Below are 18,101 nucleotides of genomic sequence, written 5' to 3' on the forward strand. Positions count from 1 at the left end.
TGCCTCCTTACTCGCCCTTATCAGATTTCTCCTCCGGGCGAACAATAACCTTATCAATCAAACCATATGCTACTGCTTCCTCAGCACTCATAAAATTGTCGCGCTCAGTATCAGTATTTATTTTTTCCAAGGGCTGACCGGTATGATGGGCCAACACCTTGTTAATGGTATCACGGGTACGCTGCATTTCCTGGGCCTGAATCTGAATATCAGTAGACTGCCCCCGGGCACCGCCCAATGGCTGATGAATCATAACCCGGGCATTGGGAAGGGCAAACCGCTTTCCCTTGGCCCCGGCCGTAAGCAGCAGGGAGCCCATGCTGGCTGCCTGACCAATGCAGATAGTGGATACATCAGGCTTGATGTACTGCATGGTATCATAAATGGCCATACCGGCGGTTACCACCCCGCCTGGGCTGTTAATATACAGATAAATATCCTTATCCGGGTCCTCAGACTCCAAAAACAGCAGCTGAGCCACCACGGAGCTGGCCACAGAATCATTTATCTCACCGGTCAGCATAACAATACGATCCTTTAACAGACGGGAATAAATATCGTAGGACCGTTCACCATTGCCAGACTGTTCAACAACATAAGGAATAAAGTAACTCAATGAAAATCACCTCAAAATCAATATCATACCAAAACTAAGCTTATACACTCACACAATCATGTTCTCTGAATGTTAATCTTGACTTTACTATAATATCAATATACCAGTAATTCAATAAAAAGCCAATTAAAAATTAACCCTCCGCCCAAAGACTTTTCCTTGGGCGGGGGATAATGTTCAATTACAGCCGATATTACTTGGCAATATTATCAATTACAAAGTTTGCCGTCTTTCTTCTGAGGACAGTACCAGCCAAATCACCAAGGCGGCCCTGCTCGGCAATAATCTTCTTAACCTGGGCCGGAGTTGCACCATAAGCGGCAGCCATATTAGCAACCTCGTTATCCAGATCCTCAGCCTCAACCTTGATACCCTCAGCCTTGGCAATAGCCTCCAGAACCAGGTCAATCTTAACATTGGAGGCGGCAGTCTCCCTGTAGCTCTCCCGGAGCTTGTTGATATCCGTACCGGCATAAGCCATATACTGCTCCAGCTTCAGACCCTGCTGCTCAAGGCGAAGAGCCATTTCCTGAATCATGGCATTTACGCGGTTATCAATCATAACCTCAGGGATATTAACCTTGGCATTATCAGCTGCCATGTTAATAGCCTTCTCCCGCTTCTCAGTCTCAGCCTTGCTTTCAGCACTCTTTTCCAGATTGGATCTCAGGTCTGCCTTCAATTCATCCAGGGTCTGGAAGGTGCTTGCCTTCTTGGCAAACTCATCATTCAGCTCAGGAAGAACCTTCTTCTTGATGCTCTTTACAGTACACTTGAATACAGCTGGCTTGCCCTTAAGCTCCTCGGAATGATAATCCTCAGGGAAGGAAACATTTACCTCCTTCTCCTCGCCTACCTTGGCACCGATGAGCTGATCCTCAAAGCCAGGAATAAAGGCATTGGAACCGATCTGGAGAGGATAATCCTTGCCCTCGCCGCCGGCAAAGGCCTCACCGTCTACGAAGCCCTTGAAATCCAGGGTGATGAAGTTTTCCTTCTCAACTGCTGCCCCTTCCTCGGCATCCACCATATCAGCCTGACGGTCCAGCATGCGAACCAGCTGCTGCTGAACTGCCTCGTCATCGACTACATCCTTCTCAACCTGTACCTGAAGGTTCTTGTACTCGCCCAGCTCAACCTCCGGCTTCTTGGTGGCAACAGCCTTGAATACCAAGTCCTTGCCCAGCTCCAGAGTATCTACATCAATGTCAGGACGGGTAACGATTTCAATCTTCTCCTGATCCAGGGCCTCATTAAACGCCTTAGGAGCAACCACCTCGAAGGCATCAGTCATGATGTTCTGCTTGCCCACATGACGCTCCACAATCTTCTTTGGTGCCTTGCCCTTGCGGAAGCCTGGGATATTTACACGGCCGGCAATGCGCTTGGCGGCTGCATCGTATGCCTTCTCCAGCTCTGCTGCCGGAACGGTAATGTTCAATTCAACCTGCTGGTTTTCTAAATCTTTTACACTAACTTCCATTGTCTTAAAAGACCTCCTAATGTATTCTTTATGGGGCTTTTGCCCACCTGTGACCTGTTTATGCCCACATGATAAACATAATAGCATATATGGGGATTTAATACAAGTTACTCAACAGTTTTTATGGCTATGGGCATTTATATAATATTTTACAAACCAACATTTTGGCTCAATTTTAAGGAATATGTTAAAATATGTTCAGAAATAAATCAAATATACGAAGCACAATACAAAGGAAAGCCTATTGCCGCCCACGCCTCTTTCGGTATTGATGGAAAGGCGTATGTTTATTGGTTTGAAAATCATGGTTTGACAACTACAATATATTCTTAAGGGTCATAGATGAGCGTTAAGGATGAGCATTAAGGAGGTGCCTACGATGGAGAAACTGACAATAAGACTAAATAGTGTCAAAGATACATATTATGGTTTTGTTGCAGCCGTGCTGACATATGTAAAAAAGAAACCAGCCAGGCAGAAAAAGGTCGAGGCCTTCATGGCGAATCATCCAGAAGCCTTAACTGCTGATATCCTTGATTTCATATCCAGTCAGGATGATTTCTTTGATGATGCTGCCTATGATCATGCCGAGGTAAGCTAATTACAACAATATTACTTCACAACGAAAGCTCCCAGTAACAAGCTCCAATTAGAGCGTGTTGCTGGGAGTTTCTTTACCGCCCTATTGCCACCAACATGCTGGCAAATGAGGCCATTGTTGCCCGCATAATTACAGCAAATTTATAAAAGTATCTTTAGTGACCTTGTCCAGGGACAAATCAACATCAACCGCATCTGAGAGCTCATTTACCACTTTAACTTAATTTTCCAGATATTCTATATCAGGGGAAGCCCACTTTTTCCTGGCCTTCATCACAAGTTCCAAACCAGCCTCGGCAGCCTTCCGATACCACTCCATAGATTTTTCCGTTTGCTGAGCATTTGCATAATACTTCCCAATAGAACACATTTGTCCCGCACTCAAAGGCTCTGCTATTCTTTCCCTGAAAGCTTTCCGCAAACGCTGAGATACACGTTTATCATCAATCCACAAATGATGCTTAAATTCACTGCTTTTTGGACACTTCCCCTCTGGTGGCCGACCATTGGAACTGCGCCGCCGCTCACCACAAAAATAACAAATATATTTGTCTCCTTTCTTCATTGTTCCGCACCTCACCAGCAATATTGATACCAAAAATATTTATTATCGTACACATTATCATCCGGCGAACATTTCTTTAATTCATATTTTGTGAAATTCTCCAAAACGCCGTTATAAAACCCTACAGCCACCTCCAAGCCATTGAAAGGTTGTTTATCCCCCCAGTGCCCTATATGTTTCCTCATAAATTCCTTTATATGTTTTTCAAAAATTCTGGTATTAAAATCAATCTTATGGGCATATATTTTATTATCTATTTCCTGGATTACATGCATCTCACTCATCGTGCTACCATAATACACAAATTCTATGGTCAGTTTTCCGTAATCCTTGGCATTAAAAAATGTTTTAAGCTTATAAATCATCCAGTCATAATCATCAAGAAACAAATGCGTGTACATTTCGTCACGAAAATCCGTATCACTTGAAAGCACAAAATGACTTAACTGATCATCATAAGGAATGGGGTTTAAAGTTCTCCTGTTAATATCCCTTTTAAAATATTTCCTGTGTTGCTGTTTCCTACTGGTCCTACTCAAATTTACGCACCTCCCCCCATAGTGTTCATACTATTTCCAAATAATCATGCCCAATCCCGCAGCAGTTTGGTATCAGGAGCTGTCACTACAGCATTATAGAACGCTACTACTTCTTTTTCTCCACTAAATGCATATTCCTCGTCCCAACTACTGATATGTCTCTCCAGGAACTTAATAATATGTTTTTTGAACAGCTCTGCACTAAATTCAAAAACAGTTATATAGCGGGCATCGTTGTATATAGGCTGTAATTTGGTAATTTCCATATGGCAGTTTTCACTGCCACAATATTCAAATTTCAGCCTTATTTTTCCATAAGCTTTGGTTGGTAAATCAGCAGTAAGCTTGTAGTGCATCCAATTATTGTCATCAAACACCAGTGTAGTGGCAAAAGGATCCCAATCATCAGGCCCGTATTCAAATGCAGAATATTCCTTATCAAAAACAATCGGTTTATAGTCCATGTCATTCACCTCGCCATTGACTTTTTATTATTACTTTAACAGCTCTAATAAAGCATAATTGGCACCCGAAGAGTTAAGTTCCCGTCTGGATTCCCTTGGAACTCTGAAAAGGTCATCATCAAACTTCCCCTCAGACTCCAGCCATGCTGCAAGAGCCAAGCCTGCAATACCGCCTACACCCAACAACAAACCATTTTTCCACCAACTCATAATTAATTCCTCCTTTGATTTTCTGTAAATGGGTTTCTTTAGGATGATTTAAGTATAAATCATGGAAAAATTAAAAGGGTTGCCACCAAGGCAACCTCTGAATTATTTTTAATAGTATAGCATCCATGTCATGAAAATAAGTTGCCGGCCTGGAAACCTATGATTTTGCATTGTATTATATAAATAATATATTATCTCCTATTTTATTTTGTTTTAATTTGTGTTTTGTTTTATAATATAAATATATAATACGCCGTTCGTTTAATGTTTTATATTACAATCATTATTACACTAACAAACCGTTTCATGTTATAATTTATTTAACGCAAAGGAGATATACCAATGAAAGACCAGCGTTCCATCGAATTTCAGCAAATTGAAAATGACATTGCCCACAAGATATACAATCCTATGAACGATGTCCTTTTCAAATTCATCTTCGGCAGGGATGAAAGAAAGAATATCACCCTTGATTTACTGAATGCCATATTAAACCGTACTGGCAAAAAGGCTATCAAGGATATTCATTTCAAAAACAGCGAAATTGTTCCGTACTATGAAGGGGACAAACTTACCCGTCTTGATATTTTCTGCATAACAGAAGATGAAACTAAGATTGATGTGGAGGTTCAGCTAATCAATAAAAAGGACATGGAGCGACGCAGTCTGTTTTACTGGTCCCAGATGTATCTGATGGGCTTACACAAGGGAGAGGACTATATCACTCTCAATCCGGCCATTACCATAAATATCATGGGACATGAAATTTTCCCTAATGAACCGCTTCATTCAATGTATAGCATTTATAACATTGAAACTGGCCGCCGGCTAAATGAGGATTTGGAACTACACTTTATAGAAGTACCAAAATTCCAGAAAAAACCTATCGGTGAAATGACCCGAATGGAACGCTGGCTGGCCTACTTCTCAAACAAGCTAAATACTGAGGAAATGGAGGAACTTGCCATGAGTGACGCTGCTATAAAGAAAGCCGTTAATGACACTGACATTTTCATGATGGATTTTGAAGAACGGCTCAAATATATCAATCGCCAGATGGCCATCATGGACTACAACACAGATATGCGTGTATCCCGTGAAGAGGGCCGTACTGAGGGCGAAAAATACGCTGACCGCCGCACTGCAATGAACATGTTAAAAGCAAAGGAACCTATCGAAAAAATTACCAAGTACACCAGCCTAACTGAGGCGGAAATTTATGAGCTGGCTAAGGAAATTTAATACTTTTGTAAATATGTGTCAATAAGAAATATAATGAGGAACTTGCCATGAGTGACGCTGCTATAAAGAAAGCCGTTAATGACACTGACATTTTCATGATGGATTTTGAAGAACGGCTCAAATATATCAATCGCCAGATGGCCATCATGGACTACAACACAGATATGCGTGTATCCCGTGAAGAGGGCCGCGCCGAGGGCCGTACTGAGGGCGAAAAATACGCTGACCGCCGCACTGCAATGAACATGCTAAAAGCAAAGGAACCTATCGAAAAAATTACCAAGTACACCAGCCTGACTGAGGCGGAAATTCAAGAGCTGGCTAAGGAAATTTAATACTTTTGTAAATATGTGTCAATGAGAAATATAATGAGGAGCTTGCCATGAGTGACGCTACTATAAAAAAAGCCGTTAATGACACTGATATCTTCATGATGGATTTTGAAGAACGGCTCAAATATATCAATCGCCAGATGGCCATCATGGAGTTGTAGCATATTTTTTCCCCGGCAGAAATACGAGAGGCCCCCCTATAGCAGCCAAAAAGCTGGGAGAGCTGTCATCATCAGGCTCATAATTCAGTCGGATAAATTCGTCAATTTCCTTTTTGCTTAGTGTTTTCTCGTTTGCAGGCATATCCATTCCCCTAGTCCTCGTCCAGCTTTTCCAAAGCTTTTACAACAAATAGGTCTTTCATTAAGGTATTCAACTTTCGCATAAAAAATCCTGCCTATAATTTTCATCCATGTTGGACTTGACTCCATAACATGCGTACATTATACTGTACATATAAGGAGGTGCCATTTATGACTACAACTACGATTACAAATTTTAGAAAAAATATTTTTTCGCTGGTTGAGACTGCTGTGCGCTTCAACGAGCCCATACATATAACTTCCAAAAGTGGAAATGCTGTTATGCTCAGCGAAGATGAATACAGGGGCTTGATAGAGACAGTTAATTTATCCTCTGTTCCCGGGATGAAGGCGAAATTACTTGAAGGAGCGAATACTCCTTTATCAGATACCATCCCTGAAGATGAGGTAGTCTGGTAATATGTACAAGATTGTTTATACAAAAGCCGCTGTCAAGGATATTCCAAAGTTAAAGGCTGCCGGGCTGGATACCAAAGCAAAGGCTCTCATTGAGTTAATAAAAGTCAATCCCTTCCAAACGCCTCCAAGCTATGAAAAATTAGTTGGTGATTTAAAGGGGCTATATTCCCGTAGAATAAATATTCAACACAGGCTCGTATATCAGGTATACGAAGAAGAAAAAACAATAAAAATTATCAGCCTTTGGACTCATTACGAACGCTGATATGCAAAAAGCTGGTGCTCGATGAACCTTCATCCTGCACCAGCTTTTTAGTTATTCGTCAATTTCCTTTTTAATTAATGTGTTCTCATTTGCAGCCATAGCAATCCCCTTATTCCTCGTCCAACTTTTCCAATTTTTTACAACAAATAGATCTTTTATTGAGGTTTTCAACTTTCGCATCAAAAAGTCCTGCCTATAGTTTTAAAATAATGCCCTTTATACAGTTGTAGGTAAAATGTAGCTATGATATAATCACAACAAGAGGTGATTTTATGGCTACAACAACAATTCAGGTACGTATGGATACTGCTATAAAACAACAAGTTGAACAAAAATTAAAATCCATGGGATTAAATATGTCTACTGCTGTTAATATGATGGCCCATCAAATAATTAGGCAAAACCGCATCCCTTTCGAGATTATTGCCGATAACAATGATACCAAGCTTGATGGTCTGCCTAAATCCGTAAATGCTGATAAAATGACTGATGAGGAACTGCGTCAAAGCCTACTGCAAGGGTATCAGGATGCAATTGAAGGAAGAACCCGCCCAGCCGCTGAAATAGTTGCTGAAATGCGGGCCAAGTACAATCTATGAAAAAATATCATGTCCATATAACAGAACAGGCCAGCAATCAACTTTCTCAAATTTATGAATATATAGCATTTGAACTTTTAGAACCATCCTATGCAGGTAAACAAGTAGAAAACTTAACCAGTAAAATACTTTCTCTTGATACCACACCAAAGCGTTGTAAAATCTTTAGTTATACCCTATATCCAGGTCAAGACGTCCGTCGCTTATTGGTGGATAATTATTCTATTTTTTTCTTTATCAACGATTCCGTGGTGACTGTAACGGATATTATTTATAGTCGTTCCGACATTATTAATCGTTTAAAAGATAACCCATAAAATGATAACTTGTTCAGGTGGAGTTTTTACTCCATCTGAATTTAGTTGAATTTTACCCAGGGCTTTGCGGACGTATCCAAGAGGCAACGCCTATTGGTTAATACGTCCCATGCGAAAGTGTCCTGCAAAGCAAGACCATGGTCTTAGCTGAGCAGCTGACACTGACCGCTACGGGTGCTTTACTCCCACCTAGGAGGAGGGAGTATTAGCACCCGTTAGCATCGGATAAAGCTTAAAAAGCTGATGCACAGATGAACCTTCATCCTGCATCAGCTTTTTAGTTTCGTATATTTATTTCAGCACTTCCACAGGAGTCAGAATCTGCTCTCCCCGTTCATTGGAGAACACTTCAGCCCTGACGCCGAAGACCTCCTTTAGAAAGGTTTCATTCATTACCTTGTCCGGGGCTCCGGCGGTGTAAATGCCCTTGTCCTTTACCACCAACAGATAATCGGAATACTTCACCGCCTGATTCAGCTCATGGAGCACCATCACCACCGTAATGCTCCAGTTCTCGTTGAGGCGCTTGACGATTTCCATAACCTCCAGCTGATGGGCAATATCAAGGTAGGTGGTTGGTTCATCGAGAATGAGTATTTCCGGCTTTTGGGCCAATGCCATGGCAATCCATGCCCGCTGCCGTTCACCACCGGACAGGGACATAACCTGACGATGCCTTAAATGGGACACGTTGGTTTCCGCCATGGCCCACTCAACTGCCTCCTCATCCTCCTTCTGGTTGCTCTTTTTAAACCAGCTGCGATAAGGAAACCGCCCGTAATCCACCAGCTGCTCCACCGTCACATCCGGCGGGGCCTGCATTCCCTGGGGCAGCACAGCCAGCTTTCTGGCCAGCTCCCTCCGTTTGATTTTCCTCAGGTCAATGCCGTCAATAATAACCTGTCCCCCATAGCTGCTGTTAATACCGGCCACTGCCTTCAGCAGGGTGGATTTTCCCGCCCCGTTGGGGCCGATTACAGACGTGATTTTTCCATCGGGAATAGTAACATTTACCCCTTCCAAAATCACCTTGTCATTAATTGTCACCGACAGCTTCTTCGTTTCAATTGACATTACAGCTCCCTCCTCAGCAGAAACAGAAAGAATGGAGCACCAAATGCCGCCATAAGAATACCCACCGGCAGCTCCACAGGGGCAAAGGCCACTCTGGCCACCGTATCACAGATGGTCACCACACCGATACCCAGCAAAGCCGAGGCCGGCAGCAAAAAGCGATAATCCGAGCCCACAATCAGCCGGGCGGCGTGGGGAACAATCAGCCCCACAAAGCCCAACAGGCCCACCACGGACACAGCACTGGCGGCCAGCAGGGCCGCAATGGCGGTAAGAACAATCCGGGTCAGCTCCACCCGTTCCCCCAGTCCCTTGGCCACCTCATCCCCCAGCTGCAAAATATTGATGTGACGGGACGCCAGCAGGGCCATAAGGCCGCCCCCCAAGGAATAGGGCCAAATCATGGCCACATGGGGCCAGCTTCTGGCCGAAAGGCCTCCCACCATCCACATAAGGGCGTTGTGAATTTTATCGCTGTTAAAAATCATCATGCCGGAGATACCGGCCCCCAAAAAGGCCGACACCGCCACACCGGCCAAAATAATCCGCACCGGCCGTATACCATTTTTCCAGGCCAAAATATAAATGCACACCGCCGCCAGCATAGCCCCCACAAAGGCCACCGGAGTTACGAACACCTCGTAGCCGGGGAAAATCAGCATCACCATGATACCCGCTATACCGGCACCGGAGGAAATACCAATAATATGGGGATCCGCCAGGGGATTTTTCATTACCGCCTGAAGGATAGCCCCGGACAGGGCCAGATTCATGCCCACCAGAGCCCCCACCACCGTTCTGGGCAGCCGTATACTGTTCAATATTTTTTCATGGGTTCCCGTGGCATTCCCCAACAGGGAATCCACCACCTCAGCCGCCGGAATGGACACTGAACCCATCATAATACTTAAAATAAAGCCTACGGCGGCTAAAATGGCGAATATCGCCAAAATAGATATCCGCCACCTAACACTGCTTTTATTATCACTCAATTATTATGCACCTCTAAAACAAGTCAGGATATACCTTCTTGGCCATTGTCCGGTAGCAGTCAGGGTATTTCAGGCCGGGACTCAGCAAAAACATATCCTGGGGCAGGAAATATACCTTGCTGTTCTGCACCGCAGCAATCGCATTCCAGGCCGGATTTTTCTTCATTTCCCCCAGCAGATTTTCCTCCTGGGACCTGGCATCCCCCATGGTAACCACAAATAAAAGCTCCGGATTTTGCTCCACCAGGGTTTCCAGACTATATGGGGTGGCATCTGGATTTTTCTCCATGGGGGTAAGTCCCTCAGCCACATTTTTCCAACCAAAATCCTTCACCACAGAGCCGGCTATACTGCCCCCCAGCTGAATGTTCAGATTTTGTGAGGAGCTAAAGAGGATGGCCACCCGCTTTTCCTCCTTGGGCAGCTTGTCCTTTATGGCGGCAATCTCCTTATCCATATGGGCCACAGCTGCCGCGGCCTTTTCCCCTTCACCTGTCACCTGGCCAAAAATTTCCAGCTCCCGCTTTACATCCTCATAGGTCTTGGATTTCAGCACAATAGATGGAATGCCATTATCCTCCAGCACCTTTATCAGCTTTTCATTTACCCCTTGGTGAATAACCACCAAATCCGGATTTAGGGACAATACCTTTTCCACATCAATCTGAATTGACTTGCCCACTACAGGAATATCCTTGGCAAAATCCGGTGCCACCTGAGAGGTGGGACGTCCTACGATGCTTCCCCCCAACAAATGCAACGGCTCCAAAAAAGAAGCCGACAACACCACAATCCGCTGGGGCGGACCGGACAGCTTTACCTCCCGGCCCCCGTCATCGGTAACTGCTATTTCCCTGCCATTACCGGTCTCCTGGCTGACAGGGGTACTGCCGCAGCCGGCCATACACAGCATCATCAGTGACGCCACCAGCAGCAGGACAGATTTGCAAAAGCCCATAGAACATCCCTCCAGTTTATCAGCCCTCCGGCCAAGGGGCTACACTGGCTGGAAGTGCTTTGTAAAATCCTCGGAAGCAATATATTGCTTCATAAAATTCAAAAATCGTTCATCCCGGTCGCTGAGCTTCTTATCCTTCCCCCAATACAGGCAAATATGCACCATAAGCGGCGGAGTAAGCTGACGGCGAACGAATTTGGTTTCCTCCCGGGTTACAAAATCGGGAAGCACAGATATACCAAGGCGATTGGCCACCAGCTGCTTTATGGTTTTAAGCTGGGTAGTACACAGCAATATATTGGGCACAAACCCCCGCTCCACACAGCGCTCATATACGTGCTGATACTGATATGTATTGGACTGCTGCATAATAAACTGCTCATTACGCAAATCATCAAATTCAATTTGGCTTTTCTCTGACAACGCTGAATTAGGGCTGACACATAGGCTGAGATTGTCCGTCTGTATCAGCATTTCATTGTGGCTGTTTGGCAACTGGTCAGTAAAAATAATGCCAAAATCCAGCTCCCCCTTATCAGCCTTTTGCAATACCTCAGTGGAGTCGCTGTATTCCTTTACATCAAGGCTCATATCAGGGTACATATCCTTAAAGCTGGTAAACAAATCAGGAAACAGGTATGCCTCCACCATTGGTGGAATGCCAAAATGAACCGTCCCCAGCTTTTCCTGGTTAAAACGGGCCATATCCTGTCTGGTATTTTCCACAGCCTGCATAATCTTTTCTGCATGAAGCAAAAAAGCCTTCCCCTCCTTGGTCAGGGTAACATGCTTTTGGCGACGGTCGATAAGAGTAAGCTGCAGCTCAGCCTCCAGAGCCTTGATGGCCTTGGTTACCGACGGCTGGGAAACGTGCAAAAATTCAGCGGTTCTGGTAAAGTTTTTTAGTCTGCTGATGGCACAAAAATACTCCAACTGTCTAAAATCCATTATTATGCCCCCATACATTTCAATTCATTTCAATTCATTTCATGTAATATGGTGCTTTTCGCACTCTGTATAAGTATATTGCTTTCCCCCACCTTCACCACCGCGGCTGGTTCTGACCGGAGGCAGATGAGGGAAGCTAAAGCCCGTCAGAAAACGACAAAGGTAAAGGTCATATTATGGAAGCAATTATGCATTTTGCCGCTGGCAGGGGAAACCTTTGGACAAAATTCCCCATAGGAGTACATACCGGAAAATTTGATACTGGGGGGAACCACTGAAGTATATCCCCGGGTCTCATCCACAATATCATTGGAGAAGCTCATAAGCCGTGATACACAGGATGTGATAATAGCTGACGTATACTCGTATTTATGCTCATTGGCCACATCCACAATAGCAGACTGAATAGCCCGGGCAACGGATCTGGCCACATCCTTGCGGCTGAACATGGCCAGCTGGATACTGGCCCCCTTGGGGACACTGCCCAAAAAGACCCCCGCCTCCTTCTCGAAATCAATACAATCCAGATGACGGACAACCTGAATTTCATCACCATCCGGTGCAGTATAGGTAACCAAAAATGGTGAGCCCACAAATTGCATAAGGAGATTTTCCCCCTCCAGATCAAAGCCGGCGGCCAGTAACGCCTCCACCATGGTTTTGTTTCCCAATTTATAGACCACATTTTTGTCAGACTCAGTGACCACCTCCACAAAGTCGGCCACCGTATCCACCGAAAATTCGCCCTTTAAGACCGGCCGGATATTACCTCCAAAGAGAACCATCACCAGGCCCGCCCGGTGCACCTTGGAATTCAGCATAACACAGCATTCGTTGAATTCAAAATTGTCAGAGCAAAATCCACCAAAAATAGGTATACCGCCACCAACACTATCCAACACATCAACTACTTCGTCACCGGGAATTTTACTGTTTTTTACCCCATAAGTGAGAACCAGCTTCGGCCGCCACCCACCTAAATCCTTTTTTAGGCTGTTGTAGGTTCTTTTTATTTCCGTCTTGTAGTTGTCCTCAGTATACTCCTCCGTCATGCCCACAGCAAAGCTGCAATCATCGGCAGTAAACACATGAAAGGATATCCCCTCCTTGGCATATCCCTCCTCCCCGGAAAACAGGGACATGGCACTGGCGCCGATAATAGGAAAATCAAATTCCTTCTGAAGCCTGGTGCCCAATTCCTCAAAGTCTGTTTCGGAATGGGCAAAAATCAAACCAAAGGAATTTTTTGCCAGCTTAAAATCCCTCAGCTTGTCCTTTAACTCGGATACCCCCAAATCCAGGTCATCCATATTTTTTGTAAAAACGGCGATAGACCGCATTCCTTCTCACCTCTAAAACTTCATATTACTTCCATTTATTGATGAGCTGTTCCAAGCCATCATAATCAAAATCATTTCCGGCATCCTTCATTTTATCCAGGAGCTCACGCTGTTCATCGCTTACCTTGAATTTTGCCAGCTTTGCCCGCAAATTCTCGAAAATGTCCAGATCAAAATCGCCAATGGCCGATTTCATGTCATGGACTATACGATCCATCTCCTGCTGGGAGATTTCCACCAATTCCTCTTCCTTGTGCTTCTCGTAAATATCATCGGCAAAATAATCACCCAGGTAGGCCACAACTGATGCGTATTTGGCTATGAGCTTATCGAAGTTGCGCCTGATAAAATCAAAATTCCCATCCTTGCCGGCCATTTCGTGCTCCTTGGCCATCTGGGACAATTCCTTTTGATTGATAATGGCTGCCACTGTCTTCAGGGCATGAACCTCAATAATATAGTTGGCATAATCCTCATTTTCAATCAGATTACCCAACAGCTTCATCTTTTTCCGTCCATCGTTGTAGACTTGGCGCAATATATCCTTATCTATATTATCCGTCTGTGAGGTAAATGGCTTATCCAGCATGACGATTTTGTCATCGGGCAGGAACTGCTTGAGACAATCATCCAATTCCTTGGCCTCAATCGGCTTGGCCAAAAAGCCCTGAAAGCCGTATTCGCAGTACTGCTCCTTCATGCCACTGATGGCGTTGGCCGTAAGGGCGATTACCACAGTGTACTGGCACCCCGGAATTTCCCTTATCTTATACATACATTCCACGCCATCCATCACCGGCATCATATGATCCATAAAAACGATATCGAATTTATCCGTGGTCAGCAGATTTAGAGCCTCGGCACCGCTTTCCACACAGGTCACCTTCATCTTGTATGGGGCCATCATTCCCTCGGCCACCTTAAGGTTCACCCTGTTATCATCTACAATCAACGCCGTGGCCTCCTCGGCGGTAAAGGTGTATTTAAAGAGTTTGCGCTGGAACAGGCTGTCATCCTTATTGAGCTTGCCCATTGGCTTCCAGTCGTCCACCTTGTTGACCACTGTCCAGGTAAAAATACTGCCCTTGCCGTAGATGCTGTCTACAGTAATATCGCCCCCCATGGAACGGCACAGCCGCTTGCTGATAGCCAGGCCGAGGCCGGTACCCTCCACTGAGCGGTTCCGCTTCGTATCCACCTGCTCAAAGCTGGAAAACAGCTTCACCAAATCCGTCGGTTTTATACCACAGCCTGTATCCTCCACACAGGAAAAAATCTTTATGGCGTTTTCATCAGGTATCTTCTCATACCACATCTTCATTTTGATGTAGCCATTATGGGTAAATTTGACCGCATTATTCAGCAGATTAACCATAACCTGCTTTATACGGATTTCATCCCCCACCAGGCTATAAGGAATATTTTCATCAATATCTATGATGAGCTCAACATCCTTATCCTTCAGGCGAATGCCAATCATGGTCATAACATCGTTTATGATGGAAGACATCTGATATGGGGTATTGATAATATCCATCTTCCCCGCCTCAATCTTGGAAAAGTCCAGAATATCGTTGATAATGGCCAGCAGCGAGGCAGAGGCACTCTTTATCAGCAGGGCGTTTTCACGGGCAAAGGAATCAGTGGTATCCCTTATAATAAACTCCGACATGCCGTTTATGGCATTCATTGGAGTACGTATTTCGTGGGACATATTGGCCAAAAAGCTGGATTTGGCCCTGTCGGCACTTTCCGCCCGCTCCTTGGCCCGGATAATATCCGTAATATCCACCATTATCAGCATAACACCGGCAATTTCCTTATCCTGATTTATGGCCGGGCGAACATAAATATCGAAATTCTCCTCCATACCATGGACAGTCATCCGGTCCATGTACTGGATATTCTTACCCTCATCCCGGGTTTCCTTGCACATTTCCTCAATATGACGCCGACCGATATTATCCATCAGTCCCTCAAAAAGGTCATAAATGTACACTCCATCATTGATTTGGTCAAGGCTGTAGCTTGACCGCTGAAAAAAGGGCTCTGTAGCCATGACCGTATTTAGGCCCATATCCAGCATGATGGAAATATTAGGTGAATTTTGCAGCAGCATGGCATTATAAAATACCTGCTGTCCCTTGGTATGCTCGCTGTATTCCCGGAATTTATTGGCCTGCTCCGCCAATGCCGCCAAAATATTGTTTTCCCTCTGAAGCCGTTTTATCTCCCGATTGGCCCGTTTCAGCTCAATCTGCAATGACTTCAGCGTTGCATCATTGTCCTGCATTATTTTACCCCCTATGCCAGGTACTGACCAACTAAACCAAGCAGCTCAGCCTGCTTAAATGGCTTCAGCAGAACGCCCTGGGCTCCCGCCTGGTCAATCCGCTGCTGCAGTCCGGCATCCTCCTCGGCCGTAAGAAACAATACTGGTACCTTGGCCAGCTCCGGCAGCTCCCTGATTTTTTCCAATACCTCAAAGCCATCCATATCCGGCATGAGAATATCCAATAAAATCAAATCCGGCACATTCTTGGACAAAAATTGGAGAGCCTTGCTGCCGCTTGGGACAAGTACAGGCTTATAATCTTCATTTATTTTCAGCATTTTATCTACAAATTTTAGGTTTACCACATTATCATCTACAACCAATATTTTTTTCATAAAAAAATATCCCCCTTTTATTCATGGAGCTTAAATTCTGTGTCATCGTCAATAATGTGCAGCATAATACTGCCGATTATGGGGTCAAACTGTCTTCCCAGCCCTTGCTCCATCTCCAGCCGCACCTGCTGCTGATTGAGCATTCTGCGATAGGACCGGCGGGAGGTCATGGCGTCATAGGCATCCGCCACCTTGATTATTCTGGCCATTTCCGGAATATCCTTCCCTGCCAGTCCCTCAGGATAGCCTGTGCCATCATAATTCTCATGATGATACAGTGCCCCATAATAAATATCATCCACCGAGGTAATGGTTTTCAAAATATCCCCACCAATTACCGGGTGCTTCTTTATTATGGAAAATTCCTCCTCAGTAAGGGACCCGGGCTTATTAATGATATTGTCGGGAATACCTATCTTGCCTATATCATGAAGAAGAGCCGCGTATTTCAGATGCACCAGCTGCATTTCCGTATATCCCAGCTGGGTACCGATCATCACGCTATATTGGGAAACCCGATCGGAATGGCCCTTGGTATATGTATCCTTTGCATCAATGGTATTGGCCAGGGCCTGAATAATCTGGTCAAACATAACAGTCATTTGATGGCTTTTTTCCAAAATATCCTTGGTTCTTATCTGAACCTCATCCTGCAGCTTGGCATTTAGATAATACAGCTCCAGTATACGGCTTATTCTGGCCATCAGCACCGCCGGGTTAATGGGCTTGGTAACAAAATCCACAGCCCCCTCCTTAAAGCCCTGCAGCTCCGTGGAAATATCCTCATCATGAGTCATAAACACCACCGGTATACCGGCAAACCGATCATCCTCTTTTAATTTGCAGATGATATCGTGACCACTTTCCTGGGGCATATGGACATCCAACAGCACCAAATCCGGATTTGTGCCATTTTCCAGCTGCTGGAAAAACTCATGACCGGATTTTGCTTCCCGAATATTATAAACCTCCGACAATACCTCAGACACCACCTGCCGGTTCAAAAGGCTGTCATCAACCACGAAAATAGTAAACTGCTTTATAGGTGAATCGGCCGCAAGATTGATGCGCTTTGGTAATATGGCCGTAATATTGCGCAACAAATCCTCATACATTGCCAACAATTTGTGGTGATGCAGATTTATATATTCCACATCCTCCTGCTTGGCAGCGTCCTCCATCCGTTTGGCCCTGGCCCGCAGCTCCTCAGCCCCAATATACGCCGAAGAGCTTTTCAGGGCATGAACCTTTACCCGGTAGCCGGACCAGTCATTGCTTAAATAATATTTTTGCAAATCCGCCAACACATTGTCCTCCACAAAGGTACTGACAATGTCCAAATAAAAATCCTCATCCTCCATACAACGCTGCAAACCATCTGCTGTATCCAGAAAATCAAGCTGTTTTATTATTTCCTTGGCCTCGGTCTTATTATCTTCATCAAATTGACCTACATCATGTTCCATAGCATCACCATTATGTAATGAATTTCGTATACTTTCCCTACATTATATATTACCTTATTTAGGCTATTTGTCAAAATGTTTTACGAACTAAGTAAATTAAAAGCCTCCCCCTTGAGGTGAATTCGGAATGCGTAATGCGGAATGGGGGATTTCAGAATTCGGAATTCGTAATTCGGAATGCGGAATTCTTAATTAAACCTTCACCTTGAGGTTAATTCGGAATGCGGGATCCTTGATTAAGCCTTCCCCTTGCGACGCGAATGAAATGAGCTAGTCCCGTAGGGGAATGGCCGTGGATATTGTCTTTCACACGACCGAACTGCTAAAAATATTGTTTGCCTAAATTTAAATAGCTGGAAAAATTATAACTCGCGTTGCTCAAACAGATAATTTTTCCAGCTAATTTTAGTGGGCAAAAAATATTTTCTTCACGCAGCCCAGTCTATTGTTCAAGACAATTACCCCCGGCCTGTGCAAAGCCTTCCCCTTGCGACGCGAATGAAATGAGCTAGTCCCGTAGGGGAGGGGAAGCCCTTTCAGGACTAGCTTCGCGTCGGGGGACCGTCGAAGACGGTGGATGAGGTTATCTCTTCCATCCAAAAAAAGACGAAGGCCAATGGTCTTCGTCTTTTTTCCTTACACAACTTTAGAAGCTATAATTCAGCCCGCAATTCACTACCCAATTCCCTTGGGCGGCCT

At 44.7% G+C, this 18,101-nt stretch carries 23 protein-coding genes; 8 read left to right on the forward strand and 15 right to left on the reverse strand.

Annotated elements, in window-relative coordinates:
- Window positions 1-7: 7 nt before the first annotated feature.
- Together clpP and tig are read right to left on the reverse strand one after the other, a co-directional pair.
- The gene (gene clpP / locus Q0Y54_RS02270) at window positions 8-616 is read right to left on the reverse strand and encodes an ATP-dependent Clp endopeptidase proteolytic subunit ClpP (protein ID WP_297963865.1); all 609 of its coding nucleotides are present in this window, start codon (window positions 614-616) and stop codon (window positions 8-10) included.
- 193 nt (window positions 617-809) lie between these two features.
- Window positions 810-2,099 carry a trigger factor gene (gene tig, locus Q0Y54_RS02275; protein WP_297963867.1) on the reverse strand — a complete coding sequence of 430 codons (1,290 nt, stop codon included), beginning with the start codon at window positions 2,097-2,099 and terminating at the stop codon, window positions 810-812.
- 123 nt (window positions 2,100-2,222) lie between these two features.
- Between tig and Q0Y54_RS02280 the strand changes: the two genes are divergently transcribed.
- A complete protein-coding gene (locus tag Q0Y54_RS02280) occupies window positions 2,223-2,432 on the forward strand; it encodes a hypothetical protein (RefSeq protein WP_297963869.1) in 210 nt (69 codons plus the stop codon).
- A gap of 46 nt (window positions 2,433-2,478) precedes the next feature.
- A complete protein-coding gene (locus Q0Y54_RS02285; RefSeq protein ID WP_297963871.1) occupies window positions 2,479-2,700 on the forward strand; it encodes a hypothetical protein in 222 nt (73 codons plus the stop codon).
- 219 nt (window positions 2,701-2,919) lie between these two features.
- On the opposite strand, the gene Q0Y54_RS02290 is transcribed toward Q0Y54_RS02285, so the two are convergent.
- The 4 genes from Q0Y54_RS02290 to Q0Y54_RS02305 are packed head-to-tail and all read right to left on the reverse strand — an operon-like array spanning window position 2,920 to window position 4,477.
- A complete protein-coding gene (locus Q0Y54_RS02290) occupies window positions 2,920-3,264 on the reverse strand; it encodes a hypothetical protein (RefSeq protein WP_297963872.1) in 345 nt (114 codons plus the stop codon).
- Between the two features lie 11 nt (window positions 3,265-3,275).
- Window positions 3,276-3,803 carry a hypothetical protein gene (locus Q0Y54_RS02295; RefSeq protein WP_297963874.1) on the reverse strand — a complete coding sequence of 176 codons (528 nt, stop codon included), beginning with the start codon at window positions 3,801-3,803 and terminating at the stop codon, window positions 3,276-3,278.
- Between the two features lie 44 nt (window positions 3,804-3,847).
- Complete coding sequence (locus tag Q0Y54_RS02300; RefSeq protein WP_297963876.1) at window positions 3,848-4,267, reverse strand: hypothetical protein; 420 nt, start codon at window positions 4,265-4,267, stop codon at window positions 3,848-3,850.
- 30 nt (window positions 4,268-4,297) lie between these two features.
- On the reverse strand, window positions 4,298-4,477 hold the full coding sequence (locus Q0Y54_RS02305) for a hypothetical protein (RefSeq protein WP_297963878.1): 180 nt from the start codon (window positions 4,475-4,477) through the stop codon (window positions 4,298-4,300).
- Window positions 4,478-4,819: 342 nt separating this feature from the next.
- On the opposite strand from Q0Y54_RS02305, the gene Q0Y54_RS02310 reads away from it, so the two are divergent.
- On the forward strand, window positions 4,820-5,719 hold the full coding sequence (locus Q0Y54_RS02310; protein WP_297963880.1) for an Rpn family recombination-promoting nuclease/putative transposase: 900 nt from the start codon (window positions 4,820-4,822) through the stop codon (window positions 5,717-5,719).
- Between the two features lie 47 nt (window positions 5,720-5,766).
- Window positions 5,767-6,054 (forward strand): hypothetical protein, encoded by a 288-nt coding sequence (locus tag Q0Y54_RS02315; RefSeq protein ID WP_297963882.1) that lies wholly within the window; start codon window positions 5,767-5,769, stop codon window positions 6,052-6,054.
- A 144-nt stretch (window positions 6,055-6,198) separates the two neighbouring features.
- Here the strand turns inward: Q0Y54_RS02315 and Q0Y54_RS02320 are convergent, their stop codons facing one another.
- A complete protein-coding gene (locus Q0Y54_RS02320) occupies window positions 6,199-6,360 on the reverse strand; it encodes a hypothetical protein (RefSeq protein WP_297963884.1) in 162 nt (53 codons plus the stop codon).
- A 164-nt stretch (window positions 6,361-6,524) separates the two neighbouring features.
- Here Q0Y54_RS02320 and Q0Y54_RS02325 point away from each other — a divergent pair, with 164 nt between their 5' ends.
- The 4 genes from Q0Y54_RS02325 (at window position 6,525) to Q0Y54_RS02340 (ending at window position 7,954) form a co-directional block, all read left to right on the forward strand.
- Entirely contained in the window at window positions 6,525-6,773 is a 249-nt protein-coding gene (locus Q0Y54_RS02325; RefSeq protein ID WP_085022869.1) for a type II toxin-antitoxin system Phd/YefM family antitoxin, read from the forward strand.
- A gap of 1 nt (window position 6,774) precedes the next feature.
- Window positions 6,775-7,038, forward strand: a complete 264-nt coding sequence (locus tag Q0Y54_RS02330; protein ID WP_297963887.1) for a Txe/YoeB family addiction module toxin — start codon at window positions 6,775-6,777, stop codon at window positions 7,036-7,038.
- Window positions 7,039-7,310: 272 nt separating this feature from the next.
- Window positions 7,311-7,637, forward strand: coding sequence for a type II toxin-antitoxin system RelB/DinJ family antitoxin (locus Q0Y54_RS02335; RefSeq protein WP_297963889.1), 327 nt, complete (start codon window positions 7,311-7,313; stop codon window positions 7,635-7,637).
- Complete coding sequence (locus Q0Y54_RS02340) at window positions 7,634-7,954, forward strand: type II toxin-antitoxin system RelE/ParE family toxin (RefSeq protein WP_297963891.1); 321 nt, start codon at window positions 7,634-7,636, stop codon at window positions 7,952-7,954. The genes Q0Y54_RS02335 and Q0Y54_RS02340 overlap by 4 nt, the downstream gene beginning before the upstream one ends.
- Window positions 7,955-8,245: 291 nt before the next feature.
- Here Q0Y54_RS02340 and Q0Y54_RS02345 read toward each other — a convergent pair whose 3' ends face one another.
- From Q0Y54_RS02345 to Q0Y54_RS02380, 8 genes are all read right to left on the reverse strand, one after another.
- Window positions 8,246-9,028 (reverse strand): ABC transporter ATP-binding protein, encoded by a 783-nt coding sequence (locus Q0Y54_RS02345; protein WP_297963893.1) that lies wholly within the window; start codon window positions 9,026-9,028, stop codon window positions 8,246-8,248.
- Entirely contained in the window at window positions 9,028-10,020 is a 993-nt protein-coding gene (locus Q0Y54_RS02350) for an iron ABC transporter permease (RefSeq protein WP_297963895.1), read from the reverse strand. The genes Q0Y54_RS02345 and Q0Y54_RS02350 overlap by 1 nt, the downstream gene beginning before the upstream one ends.
- Window positions 10,021-10,033: 13 nt before the next feature.
- A complete protein-coding gene (locus Q0Y54_RS02355; RefSeq protein ID WP_297963897.1) occupies window positions 10,034-10,978 on the reverse strand; it encodes an ABC transporter substrate-binding protein in 945 nt (314 codons plus the stop codon).
- Between the two features lie 39 nt (window positions 10,979-11,017).
- Entirely contained in the window at window positions 11,018-11,926 is a 909-nt protein-coding gene (locus tag Q0Y54_RS02360) for a LysR family transcriptional regulator (protein ID WP_297963899.1), read from the reverse strand.
- A 146-nt stretch (window positions 11,927-12,072) separates the two neighbouring features.
- The gene (locus Q0Y54_RS02365) at window positions 12,073-13,236 is read right to left on the reverse strand and encodes an FIST N-terminal domain-containing protein (RefSeq protein ID WP_297963901.1); all 1,164 of its coding nucleotides are present in this window, start codon (window positions 13,234-13,236) and stop codon (window positions 12,073-12,075) included.
- Between the two features lie 55 nt (window positions 13,237-13,291).
- Window positions 13,292-15,559, reverse strand: a complete 2,268-nt coding sequence (locus Q0Y54_RS02370; protein ID WP_297963903.1) for an ATP-binding protein — start codon at window positions 15,557-15,559, stop codon at window positions 13,292-13,294.
- A gap of 11 nt (window positions 15,560-15,570) precedes the next feature.
- A complete protein-coding gene (locus Q0Y54_RS02375; RefSeq protein ID WP_297963904.1) occupies window positions 15,571-15,936 on the reverse strand; it encodes a response regulator in 366 nt (121 codons plus the stop codon).
- 17 nt (window positions 15,937-15,953) lie between these two features.
- On the reverse strand, window positions 15,954-17,402 hold the full coding sequence (locus tag Q0Y54_RS02380) for an HD domain-containing phosphohydrolase (RefSeq protein ID WP_297963906.1): 1,449 nt from the start codon (window positions 17,400-17,402) through the stop codon (window positions 15,954-15,956).
- Window positions 17,403-18,101: the final 699 nt, after the last annotated feature.

The organism is uncultured Anaerovibrio sp., assembly GCF_947302755.1.
Classification (GTDB): domain Bacteria; phylum Bacillota; class Negativicutes; order Selenomonadales; family Selenomonadaceae; genus Anaerovibrio.

Coding starts and splice junctions, on each gene's coding strand:
- Q0Y54_RS02370 (WP_297963903.1), bottom strand. CDS start 15,559: ATGCAGGACAATGATGCAACGCTGAAGTCATTGCAGATTGAGCTGAAA.
- Q0Y54_RS02290 (WP_297963872.1), bottom strand. CDS start 3,264: ATGAAGAAAGGAGACAAATATATTTGTTATTTTTGTGGTGAGCGGCGG.
- Q0Y54_RS02365 (WP_297963901.1), bottom strand. CDS start 13,236: ATGGATGACCTGGATTTGGGGGTATCCGAGTTAAAGGACAAGCTGAGG.
- Q0Y54_RS02335 (WP_297963889.1), top strand. CDS start 7,311: ATGGCTACAACAACAATTCAGGTACGTATGGATACTGCTATAAAACAA.
- Q0Y54_RS02340 (WP_297963891.1), top strand. CDS start 7,634: ATGAAAAAATATCATGTCCATATAACAGAACAGGCCAGCAATCAACTT.
- Q0Y54_RS02355 (WP_297963897.1), bottom strand. CDS start 10,978: ATGGGCTTTTGCAAATCTGTCCTGCTGCTGGTGGCGTCACTGATGATG.
- Q0Y54_RS02285 (WP_297963871.1), top strand. CDS start 2,479: ATGGAGAAACTGACAATAAGACTAAATAGTGTCAAAGATACATATTAT.
- Q0Y54_RS02375 (WP_297963904.1), bottom strand. CDS start 15,936: ATGAAAAAAATATTGGTTGTAGATGATAATGTGGTAAACCTAAAATTT.
- Q0Y54_RS02345 (WP_297963893.1), bottom strand. CDS start 9,028: ATGTCAATTGAAACGAAGAAGCTGTCGGTGACAATTAATGACAAGGTG.
- Q0Y54_RS02310 (WP_297963880.1), top strand. CDS start 4,820: ATGAAAGACCAGCGTTCCATCGAATTTCAGCAAATTGAAAATGACATT.
- tig (WP_297963867.1), bottom strand. CDS start 2,099: ATGGAAGTTAGTGTAAAAGATTTAGAAAACCAGCAGGTTGAATTGAAC.
- Q0Y54_RS02315 (WP_297963882.1), top strand. CDS start 5,767: ATGAGTGACGCTGCTATAAAGAAAGCCGTTAATGACACTGACATTTTC.
- Q0Y54_RS02300 (WP_297963876.1), bottom strand. CDS start 4,267: ATGGACTATAAACCGATTGTTTTTGATAAGGAATATTCTGCATTTGAA.
- Q0Y54_RS02320 (WP_297963884.1), bottom strand. CDS start 6,360: ATGGATATGCCTGCAAACGAGAAAACACTAAGCAAAAAGGAAATTGAC.
- Q0Y54_RS02360 (WP_297963899.1), bottom strand. CDS start 11,926: ATGGATTTTAGACAGTTGGAGTATTTTTGTGCCATCAGCAGACTAAAA.
- Q0Y54_RS02280 (WP_297963869.1), top strand. CDS start 2,223: ATGGCTATGGGCATTTATATAATATTTTACAAACCAACATTTTGGCTC.
- Q0Y54_RS02305 (WP_297963878.1), bottom strand. CDS start 4,477: ATGAGTTGGTGGAAAAATGGTTTGTTGTTGGGTGTAGGCGGTATTGCA.
- Q0Y54_RS02330 (WP_297963887.1), top strand. CDS start 6,775: ATGTACAAGATTGTTTATACAAAAGCCGCTGTCAAGGATATTCCAAAG.
- Q0Y54_RS02380 (WP_297963906.1), bottom strand. CDS start 17,402: ATGGAACATGATGTAGGTCAATTTGATGAAGATAATAAGACCGAGGCC.
- Q0Y54_RS02325 (WP_085022869.1), top strand. CDS start 6,525: ATGACTACAACTACGATTACAAATTTTAGAAAAAATATTTTTTCGCTG.